The organism is Colwellia psychrerythraea, from assembly GCF_000764185.1.
GTDB lineage: Bacteria > Pseudomonadota > Gammaproteobacteria > Enterobacterales > Alteromonadaceae > Colwellia > Colwellia psychrerythraea_B.
In genome coordinates, this window is record NZ_JQEC01000044.1 from 177,317 (window position 1) to 195,698 (window position 18,382).

The window sequence follows — 18,382 nt, forward strand, 5'->3', positions numbered from 1 at the left end:
ATAAGTTAAACAACCCGATTTTATTACAATTGATTTTGAATCATCACCCGGTGTCCAGTGAGATTATCAACCATATAAAGTGCGTCGATTCTTTCATCAGTAACAACAGATACTTGATCCTCTTTAAATAAATCAATACCTATAGGTTGCTGCAGATTAATGCCCATTGCAATGCTTTTGGGGCTGACAAAAGTACGTTCACCCGTATCTAAATCATAAGCAAAAACCGATTCGTGATCTTGGGACGATGCCAGTAATCGATTATTAGCAGTATCAATCACATGCCCTCTAGTATTGCTAATATCAGGACCACCTTGTACATCTTGTGCAGAAAAAACACTTCGAGCTCCAGTAGTTACATCAACAGCCCACAATGTATACGAGGTGCCATAAAAGATAACTCGTTTATTTACTGGATCAAATGTCATATCGTAATTGGCATAAAAGTTATTCTGCGCAACATTTTCTGGCAGTGTAATATCAACAATCGGCGATACATCGGTTAATACTTTTTTCTCAATATCCCAAGCTAATAGGCTAAAACGACCAAAATTGGCTGGTACATCACCGTAATCAACTTGTCTGGCTAGATAAAGAATCTGATTAGCTTCATCCAGTGCAATGGAATCAACATTGAAGTTAGGATAGGCAACCGTTGCCTTCTCAGTTGCACCGATAAGTACCGTGTAGTCACCGGTATCAACATCAATTTCTAACACTTCATCATCCGAGCTACTGGTATCGTTATAGACAAACAGTGAGCGACTAGCTTCGTTAAAGGCTGCTATTTCAAAAGAGCTTGATGGATAACTGCCCAAAGTTGTCCAAATTTCAGTTGTTAGATCGAAGCTATGGACTTGAGCTTGGCTCACAACTGAATTGTATCTATCTAACCAATAAAGCAAATTATCATCTGAGTTAATAACCACTTCTCTTGGCGTTGAAGGCGATATTGTGGCATCCCCTATGATTAAGTCTGGACCTTTAAATTCTGCTGATATATTAACCGCTGGAAAATTAGCTGCGAGCTGATAATGTAATTGCTGAAGATTTGCTTCACTGCCAGAGTCAATAATAAGCTCATTATCGAGTACGGTAAAATCACTTATCCTATTTGAAACTTCACCTAATGCATTAAGCTTTGGCTCGAGATCGATAACCGATTGATTGGCAATATCAAGTACACAGAGTTTCGGGGAATCATAATACACAATGCTATGACTAACTTGGTGATAGCCATATTTTTCAGTAGATTCTGCAACGGCCTGACAACCATCATTGAGGATCTGCACGGCTAATAAATTGCTAAATTCACAAGGTGCTACATCACAACTATTTAAATCAACTTCCGCAGTATGAGTCACACCACCCCGTTTGTCTTTGGAAATTAATAAAATCAGTGTATTGGCATCTTTATAATCGACTAAGCGGTAGTAAGCAGCGCTTTCGCCTGTAAAAGTTTGTAAATCGGGCAAATCCATTGCAATTATACTATTCAGGGCAATATCATAGAAAAGGGGTGGTTCATTTTGCTTTTTACGAGGTAATAATATTTGTCCCGCTGAGCCTCGGGTAGTATCAAGGTGCATATTGATATCATCTTCAATATCATAATCTACGTATCCCGCTGATTCAGGGCCATATAATTCAGTTAAGGCACCTGTTGCAAGCGTAATTGACATCAGTCTAAAGTTATATTCAAAGTCGTTCCAGTAATACAATAAGCTACCATCTTGTGAAAGCACCATACCTTCAGGTGGCTCTTCTTTTAATTCATCACGAAACTCAACATCATTGGGAAAATCTTCAATTCTAAATTGATAAATCGCCGTGGTGTTTTTGCCATCAGCTGTGCGATGCAAAATACTCTTAGTGCCATCGTCATAAATATAATAACTGCCATCGCTGCTATTTTTAGTAATTTGTCTTGTACCTGCTACAGCAATACCTACTCGTTTAATATTGATAACATCAAGAGTTTTAGTCTCATTACCCGCTGAGTACTGAACGTTAAAAGCATTTTCACCCATAACTAAAGGTAGTTTGGCAATCCAGAAGCCTTCAGTTTGGTAGGTAGTTATATCAACAGCAGTACCGTTAACAGTTAGATTTGCTACATCTTGGCCTTGGGTGCCTCTAATGATTATCGAGTCATTGTCAGTTAGCGAAGTCACTTTAGGGAATACTACAGCAACTAAGTAATCAGCATGGTTAACAGTAATAACGGCAGAATCTGTAGCGATTTCACCTTCATTATCGGTAACCGTTAATTGAAAAGTAAGGGTTAATGGCTCAAGGGTACTTGGTGCATCAAACGATGCGGCAGCAGTATCTGCACCGATAATAGTTACAGTGTTGCCATCAGTTTGTGTCCAACTATAACTTTCGATTGTGCCATCAGCATCTGTGCCGTTACCAGTTAAAGAAACAGTTGTCACTTCATTAACCGTTTGATCACTGCCAGCATTGACAGTAGGTGCTGCGTTAACAGGCTCTACCGTGATATCGATAATGTCCGTTGCACTAGCGCCATCACTATCAGTGACCGTCAATTGGAAAGTAAGGATTACTTGCTCAAGTGCAGTGGCTGTATTAAATGAAGCTGTCGCCATATCTGCATCAGTAATTGTTACAGAGTCTCCCTCAGTTTGTTTCCAGCTATAACTTGAAATTACTCCATCAGAGTCAGTCCCGCTACCCGTTAAGGCAACACTTGTCTCTTCATTAACAATTTGATCACTACCCGCATTTGCAGTTGGTGCAGCGTTAACAGGCTCTACCGTGATAGTTATAATATCAGTTGCAGTTACGCCTTCATTATCAGTAACCGTTAATTGAAAAGTAAGGGTTACTTGCTCAAGCGCAGTGGGTGCAGCAAATGAAGCTGTCGCGGTATCTGCACCTGAAATTATTACAGGGGATCCCTTTGTTTGTATCCAGCTATAACTTGATATGGTGCCATCGGTATCATTTCCGCTGCCAGTTAGAGAAACTATTTCTTCTTCAATAACCGTTTGCTCACTGCCTGCATTGACAATTGGCGCGAGATTAACAGGGGTCACCGTTGGAGCTTCATCATCGCCACCACCACAAGCTACAAGCTGAGTGATAAATAGCATGATTAATAGCTGAGTTGAACATCTTTTCATTTTAAAATCCTATCTCTTGATTTAGCCTGAAAATGATCAATATATTATTTTCAGGAAAATTAGCAAACACGAGTAAACGAAGACAAATGTCAAAATAACCAAAAAGGGATATATACAGAGGGAGTTTTATAATACAAACTTCATTTTGTATGGATTAACTCGCCAATTATTTACCTAGAGCGATCCATACTCAATAACAAAATAACTCAGAACTTTACTTTTTCAAGCTTCCAAGGTATTAGCTACTACATTGATTTAATAGTTTGTATTCGTTATTTTCTGAGCTTTGAAAGTAAAAATAGCATTGCCATCAGGCAGCCATTATACCTTTGCAGTTATAGCGTCTCAGAAAATCCGATGCTCATTATATCAACAATTGTAATTGAATGTTACCTAGAAACTCTCGTATATTTTGTCCAGCACTTTTCAGAGGGATTAGCAGCTCAGCTTCTTTGTAGGAAAGCTTATTAAAAATAATAAGATATAAAAAAACGACTACTCAAAGAGTAAGTCGTTTTTATTTGTACTTTAGTTAGTTTCTACAATAAAGAAACTAACCGGTCACCACATCATTGTGAGTGTCTTATTCCACAGTAACCGATTTAGCCAAGTTACGTGGTTGGTCAACATCAGTACCTTTGATTATTGCTACGTAGTAAGAAAGTAACTGTAATGGCAAGGTATAGACGATTGGCGCAATGATGCCATCACACACAGGCACATTGATTACTTTACACGTGTCATCACTTGAGAAGTTAGCATCGCTATCAGCGAAGACATACATCAAACCACCACGAGCACGTACTTCTTCAACGTTTGATTTAAGTTTTTCGATTAAATCATTTTTTGGCGCTACGACAATAACTGGCATTTCAGCATCAATTAACGCTAATGGACCATGTTTAAGTTCACCGGCAGCATAAGCTTCAGCATGAATATATGAAATTTCTTTCAGCTTCAATGCACCTTCCATTGCGATTGGGTACTGATCGCCACGACCTAAAAATAAGGCATGGTTTTTATCAGCAAAATCTTCTGCTAAGTCTTCAATTGAAGACGCAAGTGCTAATACTTCATCAAGCTTTGCTGGTAATGACATTAATGATTGGGTAATTTCTGCTTGTTTATCAGCAGACATACCGTGATGTTTGCCAATAGCCATAGTCATCATCAGTAAACCAACAAGCTGAGTGGTAAACGCTTTGGTTGATGCTACGCCAATTTCAGCGCCAGCTTTAGTCATAAAGGCTAGGTCTGATTCACGCACTAATGATGAGCCAGGCACGTTACAAATAACTAAACTTGATTGATAACCTATTTCTTTTGCTAAACGCAATGCCGCTAAGGTATCCGCTGTTTCACCTGATTGTGAAATAGTCACTAATAATGAATTTTTCGGAACAAATGATTTGCGGTATCTAAATTCACTAGCAATTTCAATATTACATGAAACACCGGCCAGTTCTTCTAACCAGTATCTTGCTACCATGCCCGAATGATAACTAGTACCACAGGCAATAATTTGTACATGTTCTACATTTTTAAATATCTCATCAGCGCCGTCACCAAAAGTATTGATATCTAACTTGCCTGCGACTAAGCGACCTTCTAATGAGTTACGAATAGCAGTAGGTTGTTCATAAGTTTCTTTTAACATGTAGTGACGGTATTCACCTTTATCACCACTGTCGTGCGATACACTTACTTCTTTAGCTTCACGTATAACTGGCTTACCATCAATATCAAAAATATTGACATCAAAACGACTAATTTGTGCTACATCACCTTCTTCAAGGTATGAAAATTTACGAGTTACTGGTAATAACGCCATAATATCTGAAGCAATGAAGTTTTCGCCTAAACCGTAACCGATAACTAATGGGCTGCCTGAGCGAGCAACAATAAGGTTGTCTTGATCGCGACTATCCATAACAACTGTGCCGTAAGCACCTTCAAGTTGTTTAACGGTTTTTTGTACTGCTGATAATAAACTATCACTGGTTTTTAATTCATGATGAACTAAGTGAGTAATAACTTCAGTATCTGTTTGTGATAAAAACTCATAACCTAAACCTTGTAGCTGGCTACGCAAGGCTTGATGGTTTTCAATAATACCATTATGTACTACCGCGATAGTATTGCTTGATATATGTGGGTGAGCGTTCACTTCGCTTGGTGCGCCATGTGTAGCCCAGCGTGTGTGTGCTATACCTGTGCCACCAGCTAAAGGGGCTTCTGTTAGTGCTTGGTCAAGTTCTTGTACTTTACCTAAACGTTTAGTACTTAATAGTTCGTTCTTTTTATTGATTACTGCAACACCTGCAGAATCATAACCGCGATACTCTAATCGCTTTAAACCTTCTACTAAAATATCTGCTACATCTCGTTGGGCGACTGCGCCGACTATGCCACACATAATATTGATTCCTTTTTAATTTTTACGTATTTAATTGTTTGAGCTTAACTAACTTGAATAGTTTATTTAAGTTAGCCTTTGGCGATAATTAACTTTACGCCTTGCTCTGTTAAGGCTGTGCGCATTTCTTCAGAGAGACCATCATCGGTGATCACTGTATGAATTTGCTGCCAGTTTAGTTCTAAATTTGGTATTTTTTTGGTTATTTTTGCTGATTCAACCATTACGATAACTTCGCGAGCCACTTCAGCCATAACCCGGCTTAAGCCGATTAATTCATTAAAGGTAGTAGTACCACGCTTAATATCAATGCCATCTGCACCGATGAACAATTGGTCAAAATCATATGAGCGTAAAACTTGTTCGGCAACTTGTCCCTGAAAAGCTTCAGAGTTTGCATCCCAAGTGCCACCGGTCATCAATAATGTTGGCTCGTTTTCCAATGCATGAATTTCGTTAGCAATACTCAGCGCATTAGTCATTACCACTAGACCTTTTTTATGGGCTAGTTCACTGACTAAAGCAGAGGTGGTTTGACCGCTATCGATAATGATACGGTTATGATCACGAATAAGCATTGCGGCTTGTTTGGCAATCCTTAACTTTTGCTGAGACAGTTGTTCGGCCTTTACTTCAGTAATTTCACTTGGCAAGGCCACCGCGCCACCATAACGTCTTAATAACAAGCCACTGTTTTCTAGTGCGGCAAGATCTTTTCTGATAGTGACTTCAGAGGTATCAAATTGCTTGGCTAAGCTATCTACGCTTACTTCGCCCTGAGCATTTAAGTCGGCAATTATATTATGACGACGTTGTTGAGTATTTCGTTTCGACATAGGATTTATGTTTAACTTATATGATTAATTTTGTTTCGAAAAGTTTCGAATCGCGGAACTTAGTTTCGCTATTGGGCGTATTATGTTTCATACCGAAAGATAATGCAATTTTTTAGTTGTTATTAGATCAAAGAAAGGCACAAAAAAAGCGCTATAAAAATAGCGCTTTTTAAAATATTGTTAGCTAAGCTGAACTTTGGATAAGCAACATTTGCTCATTATTCTGAGCTCAGGTTAACTAAGCAAAGTAACTACGAATTAACTTTTCTTCGTTGGTCGTTGCCAGCCGCTGAGATTGCGCTGCTTAGCGCGTCCAAGTGCTAAATCACTTTGCGCCACTTCTTTAGTTATTACTGAGCCAGCACCAATGGTTGCCGAGTCGCCAATAGTTACCGGAGCAACCAGAGAGCTGTTTGAGCCAATAAAAGCATTATCACCAATGGTTGTCGTTGATTTATTTACACCATCGTAGTTACAAGTAATTGTGCCTGCACCAACATTTACCTTACGGCCAATTTCAGCATTACCTAAATACGATAAGTGACCCGCTTTAGTGCCTTCACCTAAAGTAGTATTTTTCATTTCTACAAAATTGCCAATATGAGAGTTTTGCTTCATTACTGAACCAGGACGAATGCGGGCGAAGGGTCCCACCGAACAATCAGCCTCGATAACTGCATCTTCAATGATGCTATTTGGCTTAATTTCAACGTTTTCGCCAATAGTACTATTTTTAATAATACAGTTAGCACCAACAAGTACGTTATCAGCTATGGTTACTTCACCTTCAAAAATACAGTTAACATCAATGCTAACTTCAGTGCCGGTAGTTAACTTACCACGCACATCAATACGAGCAGGGTCACGTAAACTAGCACCAGCTATCATTAGCTCTTCTGCTATGCGAGCTTGGTAAGCACGCTCTAGGGTAGCTAGTTGTACGCGGTTATTAGCACCTTCGACTTCAATTTCAGTTTCAGGATGAGCGGTATTAATCGTTTTACCTTCACCGTGAGCTGAAGCAATGATATCGGTAAGGTAATATTCCCCTTGGGCGTTATCGCTTGATAAATTGCTTAACCAACGTTTTAAATCGCCACCGTTAGCTAATAAAATTCCGGTATTTGCTTCATTAATTGTTAACTGCTCTGGGCTGGCATCTTTTTGTTCGATAATGCCAACAACTTGTTGCTGACCAGCAATTTCTTCACGGACAATGCGGCCATAACCCATAGGGTTAGCTAAATGTACAGTTAATAGCGCCATGCCATCGCTAGGTTTTGCCGCTAATAAACTTTCTAAGGTAGATACTTTGGTTAAAGGCACATCACCATAAAGTACTAATACATCTTCATCATCGGTTAAAAATGGTGAAGCTTGATCAACTGCATGACCGGTACCAAGTTGCTCTACTTGCTCAACAAATGTTAAATCATCGCCAGTGATACGCTGCTGCAATACTTCACCACCAAAGCCATAAACCACATAAATATTACTCGCGCCTAACTGGCGTGCACTATCGATAACATGTGCAACCATAGGTTTGTCAGCAATGCTGTGCAGTACTTTTGGTAAAGAAGAGCGCATACGGGTACCTTTACCCGCGGCAAGAATAACGACAGAAAGTGACATGATAAATCCATTCATTGAGCATTTTTAAGAGCGCGTATTGTAACCAAGTTTTAACATACTTTGCTAGTGCACTTGCTTAATATAGTTGCTCTTTACCTTTTTATAGTCGCTTTTTAACCTACCGCTAGATCTGTTATTACGGCAATCGGAGCTGTTTTATATTGATTAATTAAGCTGGCTAACTCCGGCTTACATGATCCACATTTAGTACCACATTGTAGTTTTTCGCCCAGTTTTTCAACACTAGTACAACCTTGTGTTATGGCTTGATTAATCGTTTTCTCACCGACAGCAAAACAACTACATACTTGTTTACCTTGATTAAACTCTTCACTAGCAATACCGAGTAACAGTGATTGTACTGTGGCAAACTCTAAGCTTGATACACTAAATACATGCTCAAGCCATGATGGTTCTATTTTAGGCCAGGCATTTGAAGAATAAGCTAAATAACAAAGCTTACCTGCCTGTAAACAAACGATATAAGATTGTTGGTCTTGTTGAAAGGTTAACCACTCCCCTGATAGCCCACTCGTTTGTTGACACCAAAACATAACATCAACAATAGGTTCATCAAAGGCGGCTTGATAAGCCTCGCCGTAAGCCGTGGTATTTTTTAACCAGAAATCTGCTGAAGCCTTGAGTTCGTTTACTTCACTTTCACTAGTGAGGCGGTGAACGCTGACATACTGCTTAAAGGATTTTTTAGTCAGTTGAACTGCGCCCTGCTTACACTCAGCTTGCCCTGAAATTGGGTCAACTACACCTTGATATAAGGCACTAACATTACCGTGTGAAGCAAAACTTTTATTCCAATGTATTGGCATAAAGCATTCACCTGCACGCTGCTTATTATCAACTTTTACATGGGTAATCGCCTGCCCTGTACTTGCTGTAATGCTAAGCATATCGTCATCTTGTACCGACAATTTATTTGCATCACTAGGGTGTAAATAAAGATAAGGTTTGTCAGTGTGCGCCGAAAGTTTGCTGGCTTTTCCGGTACGAGTCATAGTGTGCCACTGATCACGCATGCGACCACTATTTAATACAAACGGATATTCTGCATCAGTTCGTTGAATCGGCAACTGTGGCGTCACAGGGTAAAATTGTGCTTTGCTCGAATCTGTATTGAACTTTCCATCCGCATAAACGCGAGCACAACCTTGTGGAAATTCATTATTAACAGGCCATTGAATTGGCGCTAGTTGTTGGTATTGTTGTGCCGTTAACTGACTTAAGCCGCTTAAATCAAGTAAACGTTCACCGTTGTTTTCAAAACTAGTTAATTGGCTATATTCTTTAAAAACATCGCTAACATCCTCGAAATCGAAGCCATCAAAGTCCATTGCTTGGGCAACATCACGAATAATCTGCCAATCATGTTTGGCTAGCCCTGCCGGCATAGCAGCATTGCGTTGACGAGATATGCGTCGCTCCGAATTGGTCACTGTGCCATTTTTTTCTAACCAAGGTGTTGCTGGTAATTTCACATCAGCAAAGGCCAAGGTATCGTTCTCTTCAACACAATCTGACACTACCACTAACTGGCATTGTTTCATTGCCGCGGCAATTTTTGCTCTATCAGGCAAACTAACCATCGGATTAGTTGCCATTATCCATACAGCTTTTATTTCACCTGTGGCGATTTTATCGAACATTTCAACCGCCTTTGTGCCTTGTTCAGTTGCGATAGTAGGTGATTGCCAAAAGCGTTGTACTTTTTCTTGGTGCAGAGGGTTATCAATATCCATATGAGCAGCAAGTTGATTTGCTAAACCACCAACTTCTCTACCGCCCATAGCATTTGGTTGCCCGGTAATAGAGAATGGTCCACAGCCTACTTTTGCCATTTTGCCACTGGCTAAATGACAGTTGATAATACTTTGGCACTTATCAACGCCAGAGGAAGACTGATTAATGCCCATAGAATAAAAGGTAACAGCCTTTTTGCTCTGACAAAACAATTGATAAACTACAACTAACTCTTGGCTGTTAACTTGACAATATTCTGCCACAGCATCTACTGACCACGATTTAGCTTCCTTAAGCGTCTGTTGAAAGCCTTCGGTAAACTTGGTGATATAATCAGTATCTAAACCATCATGATCATTTAAATAATTTAATAAACCATTAAAAAACGCCGCATCAGTACCTGGCTTTAATTGAATTAAGCTATCTGCAATTTCGCAGGTGGCTGTTTTTCTTGGGTCAATCACCACAACTTTCATTGCCGGATTGATTTTTTTAGCACGCTCAATACGTTGATATAATACCGGATGTGTCCATGCGGCGTTTGAACCCGTAAGTAATAACAAGTCAGTTTGCTCAAGATCTTGATAAGTACAAGGCACTACGTCTTCGCCAAAAGCGCGTTTATAAGCCGATACGGCTGACGACATGCAAAGCCTAGAGTTAGTATCAATATTGCCTGATCCGATATAACCCTTCATCAATTTATTAGCGAGATAATAGTCTTCAGTCAATAACTGCCCCGAAACATAAAAAGCCACGGCATTTTTACCGTGCTTCTTAATAATATCGTTAAATTGCTGCGCCACGTAATCAGTAGCTTGTGACCAACTAACTTGTTCACCGGCTATTTCAGGCACTAATAAACGGTTAGTTAAGTCGATTGTATTAAGCAAATTACTGCCTTTTACGCACAATCTACCATAGTTTGCCGGATGATCAGCTGAGCCTATTAATGACGTCGCTTTACCATCAGCCACACCAATATCAACGCCACAACCTACACCACAATAAGCGCAAGTACTTTGGATAAGTGATGGTTCATCTGTCTGACTAACAGGTAAAGATAGCGATGATGTAGACATTAATTCGCTCATACTAAACTCCTGAAACAATATTTATAGAATGAAAAGTTAGTAAAAAACTTGTACTTGTTCATTCTCAATCCGAATATCGTAAACGGCAATACTTTGCTCTTCTTGCAAACAATCGCCCGTTTTTAAAGAGAAATGCTGCTTGTATAACGGCGAAGCAACTACCGGTTCATCGTCAATACAGCCAACAAGACCACGATACAATACATTAGCTTTACCAATGGGATCGTAGTTACCAACGGCATATATTTTTTCTTCGCTGTTAGGGATATGAAAGATGGCGATCTGTTCATCTTCACCCGCCGAATTTGCCTCACTACCATCTTTTAACAATAGTGCGCTGATACCAGAATCTTTAACCAAGTCACTTGCATTACAAATGGTGCGCCATGATTTGTCAGTTGTTACTTGAGTTTCTTTTGATAAGCTCATAATGTTTTTACTCCTATGCTTCTACTTCTTCGGCTTCAACTTTTGTCATCTCAATAAGTTTTACAGCAATTTTTTCTTGGCCACGTGCAGGACGAATTTGCTCACGTTCGGTAACAAACTGGATATTGCTATCAACCTTGTCGGAGTTAACAAAAGGCTTAAAACGCTTTAATGCTTCAGGGTCTTCAATGGTTGTTTTCCATTCACATTGATAAGAACCAACAATTGCCGTCATTTGCTCTTCGAGCACAGCGTTAATGCCTAAACTGTCTTTCATGATAACGTCTTGTAAGTATGCTAGACCGCCTTCTAAGTTATCCATCCATACCGAAGTACGTTGTAATCTGTCACCCGTTTGTACATAGAACATTAAAATGCGATCAACATATTTTACTAAGGTTTCATCATCTAAGTCGGTTGCAAATAAATCACCGTGACGTGGTTTCATGCCGCCGTTACCGCCTACAAAAAGATTCCAACCGTTTTCAGTGGCAATAATACCGATGTCTTTGCCTTGTGCTTCAGCACATTCGCGAGTACAACCTGAGACACCAAATTTAATCTTATGCGGGGCACGTAAACCTTTGTATCTGTGCTCTAAATCGATGGCCATAGTCATGCTATCTTGCACGCCATAACGACACCAAGTAGAGCCAACACAGGATTTCACCGTACGTAATGACTTACCGTAAGCGTGGCCAGTTTCAAAACCGGCATCAACTAACTCTTTCCAAATGGGTGGTAACTGTTCAACACGTGCGCCGAATAAATCAACCCGCGCACCACCGGTAATTTTGGTATATAAATTATATTTCTTAGCAACTTCACCTAAGACAATCAATTTATCAGGGGTGATTTCGCCGCCAGCAATACGCGGAACTACTGAATAAGTACCATCTTTTTGCATGTTTCCTAGGTAGGTATCATTGGTATCTTGAAGAGATAAATGTGGTTTTTTAAGAATGTAATCATTCCATACAGAGGCCAGCACAGAACCTGCAACCGGCTTACAAATTTCACAACCTAAACCACGACCGTGTGAGCTAAGTAGCTCATCAAAGGTTTTGATTTTTTCAACACTGACAATGTCAAACAGCTCTTTACGTGAATAAGCAAAATGTTCACAAATGTCTTTTTTAACTTCAACACCGCGTTTTTCAAACTCGTTATCGGCAACACTTTTAACTAAGGCTGCACACCCACCACAACCAGAACCCGCTTTAGTACAGCTTTTCACATCGCTTACTGTCATAGCACCAGCATCAATAGAGGCAATAATGTCGCCTTTAGTCACGTTATGACATGAACAAATAGTGGCAGTATCAGGTAAGGCATCAACACCTAAAGTTGGTTTATCACCCGCCATAGGTAAAATTAAACCTTCCGGCGCTTCTGGTAAGTCAATTGCATTAAGCATATATTGCAATAGTGAGTCATACTCAGCAGTATCACCAATCAATACCGCACCTAACATTTTTGTTTTGTCACTCGATACAACTATTTTCTTATAAACGCCTTCAGGCTGATTTTCATAAGTATAAGTTAATGCACCTGCTGTTTTACCGTGGGCATCACCAATTGAGCCAACTTCAACACCCATAAGTTTTAATTTAGTACTCATATCAGCACCGGTAAACTCAGCTGCTTCGCCACAGATGTCTTTAACTGCAACTTTAGCCATGTTGTAACCTGGTGCAACTAAACCATAGATAAAGTTATTCCATAACGCACACTCACCAATTGCATAAATATCAGCGTCTGAGGTTTTACATTGGTTATCAATAACAATACCGCCCCGTGTGCCTATTTCAAGGTCAAATTCACGGGCAAGGTTGTCATAAGGGCGAATGCCCGCTGAGAATAAAATTAAATCAGTTTCAAGTTCGGTACCGTCGCTGAAACATAATTTATAACGGTGTTTATCACCCGCTACAATTTCATTGGTGGCTTTTGAGGTATGTACTTGCACACCTAATTCTTCGATTTTTGTTTTTAATAAACGACCACCGCCGCCATCAACTTGCACCGCCATTAACTGCGGCGCAAATTCAACAACATGTGTTTCTAAACCAAGTTCTTTTACCGCTTTTGCTGCTTCTAAACCAAGCAGACCACCACCAATAACAACACCAACTTTACTAACGTTAGCACTGGCTTGAATCGCTTCTAAATCATCAATGGTCCGGTAAACTAAGCTATGCTCAACATCACCACCAGGAATAGGTGGCACAAATGGATAGGAACCCGTAGCTAAAATAAGTTTGTCATATTCAAAAGAATCACCGCCTTCAGTAGTCACTACTTTAGCTGACTTATCAATATTGGTTACTTTGGCATTGGTTTTGAAAAGTACCCCTAAATCATCATAATGCTCAGGTGTTGTCAGAGCGAGATCATCTGCAGTTTTACCTGAAAAGTATGAAGATAAATAAACACGATCGTATGCTAATCGTGATTCAGCAGATAAAACTGTTATTTGATAATCTGAATTTTTAGCCATTTCCTCAACAAAGTGATGGCCAACCATGCCATTACCAACCACAACAATTTTAGCTTTGCTCATCAGCTGTTTATCTGAATTCATAAGGACAGTCCTACTCTTAGTGCACAAATAAATAGTGCGCGGATAAAATAAAACGCTTTAGTAAAGACTTGGCTTGCCACTAAGGTTTTATTCAACATGACATGAGTAGAGCAAGCTAAGTGCCATAATGATATTTACATAAATAACAGCTACTTAGTGTTATTATTATTTCATAAGTTAAGTGTTCTGCACTAAGCTGATGATTAGTAGGCACTGACAAGGTGCAAATACTGAAGGAATTTAAATAATGGGGGGTTAGCAGTACGGGTCTATATTTAGCCGCTATAACTTGGGCAGCTATTAGCTCTGACTTTAAGCTTATGCCGAATACATCACGGAGATAGAGCTTACATTTGTTAACTCTGCTTTATCCGTCGAATGATTTTCAGCTATAGCTCTATCAACAGTGGTTCTTGGCTACATTATGGCACTTGATTTAGGCTGGTCGTCAGACTGATGATTGTCCAATTCCACCTTGAATTTTTCGATAAATTTGCTGGCTGGCATAGGTCTTCCGGTATAATAACCTTGTACATAATCACATTTTTCGCCCTGTAAATAGTGCAATTGCGCTTCTGTTTCTACGCCTTCGGCAAGTACATTTAACCCTAATGAGTGGCTCATCTGAATAATGGCTGTGGTAATTGATTTACTGTCATCGTCATTTTCAAGATCAGAAATAAAGCTGCGGTCTATTTTCACCTTTTGGATAGGAAAACGTTTTAGATAACTCAACGAGGAATAGCCAGTACCAAAATCATCCATTGCTAACTGAAAGCCTGCATCATGCAAAGCTTGCATCATATCAATAGCCTGATCAACATTGTCCATTACCGCACCTTCTGTTATTTCAAGTTCGATAAAGTTGGCGCTAACATCATGTTGTTCTAAAATCAGCAGCATATGCGCTAAAAAATCTTTACGCCTAAATTGTACTGGCGAAATATTAATGGCCACCTTAATATCTAAAATACCTGCCTTTATAAAGTTTTTTATTTCACGACATGCCCGTGCCAATACCCAATCGCCCAACTCATTAATCAGCCCACTCTGCTCAGCAAGGGTGATAAATTTATCCGGAGGGATCATGCCTTTCTCAGGGTGATGCCAACGTATCAATGCCTCAGCGCCAACGAGTGTCTTATGGTCGATAGTAAAAATCGGTTGATAATGGAGTTCAAAATGGTCTTGAGTCAAAGACTCGGCTAAATCGGTCAAAATCTCCTTGTTTTTTTGTAATTTAACATTCATTTCGCGGGTAAAAAAACAGGTGGTATTACGGCCATCTTCTTTCGCCTGATACATAGCAATATCAGCATTACGAAGCAGTTCATCGCTGCTGGAGGCATCGTCAGGATAAATAGTAACCCCGATGCTACTACCCATATTAATATTGTTTCCATTCACTTCTATCGGCGTTTTTAATAATTTATTGAGTCGCTGAGCAAAGCTAACAGCATCTTCAGCTGTGACAACCTTATTGATGATGAAAGCAAATTCATCACCACCTAATCGTGCTACCGTATCTGTATCGCGTTCTATGCCGGAGAGCCTTAACGCAACCTGCCGAAGTAGCTCATCACCAGATTCATGGCCCATAGTGTCATTAATAATCTTAAAGTTGTCTAAATCCATGAAGAATACGGCAAATTTATGATGTTGACGGTTAGACAGGGCTATCGCCTGCTGCAGTCGTTCTTGAAATAATAACCGGTTAGGTAAACCCGTTAGTGGGTCATGCAGTGCCAGATGTTTTAATTGCTGCTCTGCCTGCTTACGTTCATTTATCTGCAGTTTTAGATCTCGGTTGTTATTATCTAACGCCATTTTTGCTTGGTTAAAGTGATAAGCCAACAAACCGAATTCATCCTGCCTGCGATCATCAAGCAACTCTGCTTGAGCAGCCTCCTCTTCTGACGAGGGGTGTTGCAGTTGTTTTACCATTTGATACATAGGTACAATTAAACTACGTCGACAATATATAAAACCAAAAAACGCCGCAATAATTAAGATTGCGATGAGCAATATTAAAATCAAGTTTGCCACTTTACTGGCGCTATTTATTGCTACTTGCTGCGGCGTAACCACAATAACCTTCCACAGGGTTTTGGGGATGATGAATACCGAGACGTTTACTGGCTCACCTAAGACAAAATCTTGTTTGGAGATCACTGAAATTGTATCAGGGTTTTGATGTAAGCCCTGAGCACGTAGGACCGACATATTAGCGACCATTAATTGTGCGTCTTCGATAGATATTTGCACACTCTGCTGAGCAATATTCTCTGCCAATAGTATGTTTTCATCGGAGAGCGCTTGAATAAATGATTTATTAATTTCAGTTAAGATACTGGCAATTGGCTGAAATAGATGCTGCTTTTCTGCTAGTTGATTAACCGTAATGTACTCTTGGGTTAAATTATCATTATCTCGATTAGTGACTTTAGTTAACTGATCGTCAGGAAAGGACAAAAACTTATTATTACGATCTACGGCATAAGCGTAACCGCCAAGTTTGGCGCTACCTTGGCGTAATATACTTTTAAGTTGTTGTAGACTTACATCAACCGTGGCATTTCCCAAAAAACTTTGCTGTTCGAACATTGCCACCGAGCAAGTTACCATCGGGGCTAAGGTATAAGGGTCCATGTAAGATTTGGACCAGAGGCATTCACCTCTTTTGCTATAACGACCTGCTACATACCACTCTTCATTATGATAACCCGTACCCTCAACCTCATTATATTGGTCAAAGTATTGCAAGTTACCAATACTGTCTCGCCCCCAAAAAAAACTGCGCCTCGCTAGACCAACTGTGAACATTTCAGGCTCAGGCCAAACACCACCGCCAGCAATAAAATCTTGGTTTTCTTGCACATTAAGGATTTGGGGTATCACTTTGTAGAATAACTGCGGATCCTTGGGTAATGTTTCCCCAGCGGCGGCCAGATTTCGAGTTAAGTTTTCAGCGATGCTAATACGTAGTGATATCTCGGATACTATATGTGAACCAGTTTCGTCGATTAATTCTTTATTTTTACTGATCAGATAATCTTTAGCGACGAGATCAACCACCATATAAGTTGCTGCAATCATCACTAAGAATAATAAACTTAAACCAAAAGAAAACTTAAATAAAATGGTATGTTTCGGTTTTACCTTTGGTCGAATAGAAGGCATCCCTTCTCCTAGAAGCTAGCAATTATAAAATGGATAAATGAATGGCGCGGTAAATTAATGCATAAGTGTGGTTTAAGTTATTTTATTTATCAAAGCATAACGACCAGAAACTTGATAATTATCATCTATGTCTAACTCATCGATAAAATCAATAAATGTTATCATTTATTTTTGCGTAATTTTAACTGAATATCAATAGGTCGTAATGCTGTGTAATATTGTCTGCGATGCGAGATGCTAACGAGAAAATGCTTATTAGCTATGATGATGGAGGTTTTGGTTAAAGTAAAGAATGCAGCCTTTATGGGGCGAACTTAGAGAGTGCGGTAAGAAGTCACCAATACAAATGGTTAGAATGGGGGCTAACTTTTGTTATTACCGACAATAAATATATTTAGCCAACACTTAGATATTCTTCATGAATGATTTTATTACCCTGCCAGGTTTGAATATGTTTGCCAGTAAATTCATTCAGTGTCTCATCAACACCAATCATTTTATATTGAAAAACAAGTTCGCTTATATTATCAGTAACTTGCTGAGAAATAAGCTGAATATCAAATGAGGCTATGGACTCAGCAAAACCTTTTTGGATTTCATATGCTTCTCGCATAGACTGAGCAAATAAATCACCGTTACTCAGCATGGTGACATCATCATGATAATATTTTTCACATAACGCCAATACTTGCCCAGCTTGGTTCATCTTTATAAAGTCATCGACTAAATGTTGCATAAATTATTCCTTTAATTGATTTTAGACGTTGTTATACCTGTTGGTATGAATACCAACTTTAAAGTATAGCTGCTTTTTATTGCTAAATTAACTCATGTTACTTAACTGTTTGTGTATAAAACTCGCTAATGTACTGACCGCCTTTAATATTGGCTATTAAACGCAATTTATAACTATCCCCTTTATTAGCTACCAGCTCACCTATTGGAGTATTACTGCGCCAATAATAAGGATTTTTTTGCATGCCTAGTGGATAAGGCGTCATATTATCGCTTTTATCGACCAGAAATAGGGTTGCACTATCTAACGGAAAAGTTGAATTAACCTCCGTAACACCGGCGTTATCAGCAATGTTTACTTTAAATTCGCCTGAACTCAGCACACAATTTTGATTAACAATATCACAGTGTCCTTCCGGCGCTAATTGAATGATTTTATTATCATCTGCTTGTGCTTCTTCATAAAAATCGGCGCCAATAAAACCCAAAATAGCGAGAAAAGGAGCAACCATAAAAGCAAGTTTAGTGTGTTTATTCATAGAGTTCTTCTTATAGTTTTTCTTTAAAAAAAC

The 18,382-nt window shown here is 39.3% G+C and carries 10 protein-coding genes; all 10 read right to left on the reverse strand.

The features are described from left to right. Window positions 1-23: 23 nt before the first annotated feature. On the reverse strand, window positions 24-3,149 hold the full coding sequence (locus GAB14E_RS06850) for a PKD domain-containing protein (RefSeq protein ID WP_033083313.1): 3,126 nt from the start codon (window positions 3,147-3,149) through the stop codon (window positions 24-26). A 583-nt stretch (window positions 3,150-3,732) separates the two neighbouring features. Next, window positions 3,733-5,565, reverse strand: coding sequence for a glutamine--fructose-6-phosphate transaminase (isomerizing) (glmS, locus tag GAB14E_RS06845; RefSeq protein ID WP_033083314.1), 1,833 nt, complete (start codon window positions 5,563-5,565; stop codon window positions 3,733-3,735). A gap of 71 nt (window positions 5,566-5,636) precedes the next feature. Continuing rightward, window positions 5,637-6,401 carry a DeoR/GlpR family DNA-binding transcription regulator gene (locus GAB14E_RS06840; RefSeq protein ID WP_033083315.1) on the reverse strand — a complete coding sequence of 255 codons (765 nt, stop codon included), beginning with the start codon at window positions 6,399-6,401 and terminating at the stop codon, window positions 5,637-5,639. 258 nt (window positions 6,402-6,659) lie between these two features. Continuing rightward, the gene (glmU, locus tag GAB14E_RS06835; protein ID WP_033083316.1) at window positions 6,660-8,033 is read right to left on the reverse strand and encodes a bifunctional UDP-N-acetylglucosamine diphosphorylase/glucosamine-1-phosphate N-acetyltransferase GlmU; all 1,374 of its coding nucleotides are present in this window, start codon (window positions 8,031-8,033) and stop codon (window positions 6,660-6,662) included. A 113-nt stretch (window positions 8,034-8,146) separates the two neighbouring features. Next, entirely contained in the window at window positions 8,147-10,882 is a 2,736-nt protein-coding gene (locus GAB14E_RS06830; RefSeq protein ID WP_033083317.1) for a nitrate reductase, read from the reverse strand. Window positions 10,883-10,918: 36 nt separating this feature from the next. Then, on the reverse strand, window positions 10,919-11,311 hold the full coding sequence (nirD, locus tag GAB14E_RS06825) for a nitrite reductase small subunit NirD (RefSeq protein ID WP_033083318.1): 393 nt from the start codon (window positions 11,309-11,311) through the stop codon (window positions 10,919-10,921). A gap of 13 nt (window positions 11,312-11,324) precedes the next feature. Then, entirely contained in the window at window positions 11,325-13,895 is a 2,571-nt protein-coding gene (gene nirB, locus GAB14E_RS06820) for a nitrite reductase large subunit NirB (RefSeq protein ID WP_052093865.1), read from the reverse strand. Between the two features lie 417 nt (window positions 13,896-14,312). Then, window positions 14,313-17,075: a bifunctional diguanylate cyclase/phosphodiesterase gene (locus GAB14E_RS06815; RefSeq protein ID WP_033083319.1), complete on the reverse strand. Its 2,763-nt coding sequence runs from the start codon at window positions 17,073-17,075 to the stop codon at window positions 14,313-14,315. 394 nt (window positions 17,076-17,469) lie between these two features. After that, window positions 17,470-17,811, reverse strand: coding sequence for a hypothetical protein (locus GAB14E_RS06810; RefSeq protein WP_033083320.1), 342 nt, complete (start codon window positions 17,809-17,811; stop codon window positions 17,470-17,472). Window positions 17,812-17,908: 97 nt separating this feature from the next. Beyond that, window positions 17,909-18,349 (reverse strand): hypothetical protein, encoded by a 441-nt coding sequence (locus GAB14E_RS06805; protein ID WP_033083321.1) that lies wholly within the window; start codon window positions 18,347-18,349, stop codon window positions 17,909-17,911. Between the last annotated feature and the right edge of the window lie 33 nt (window positions 18,350-18,382).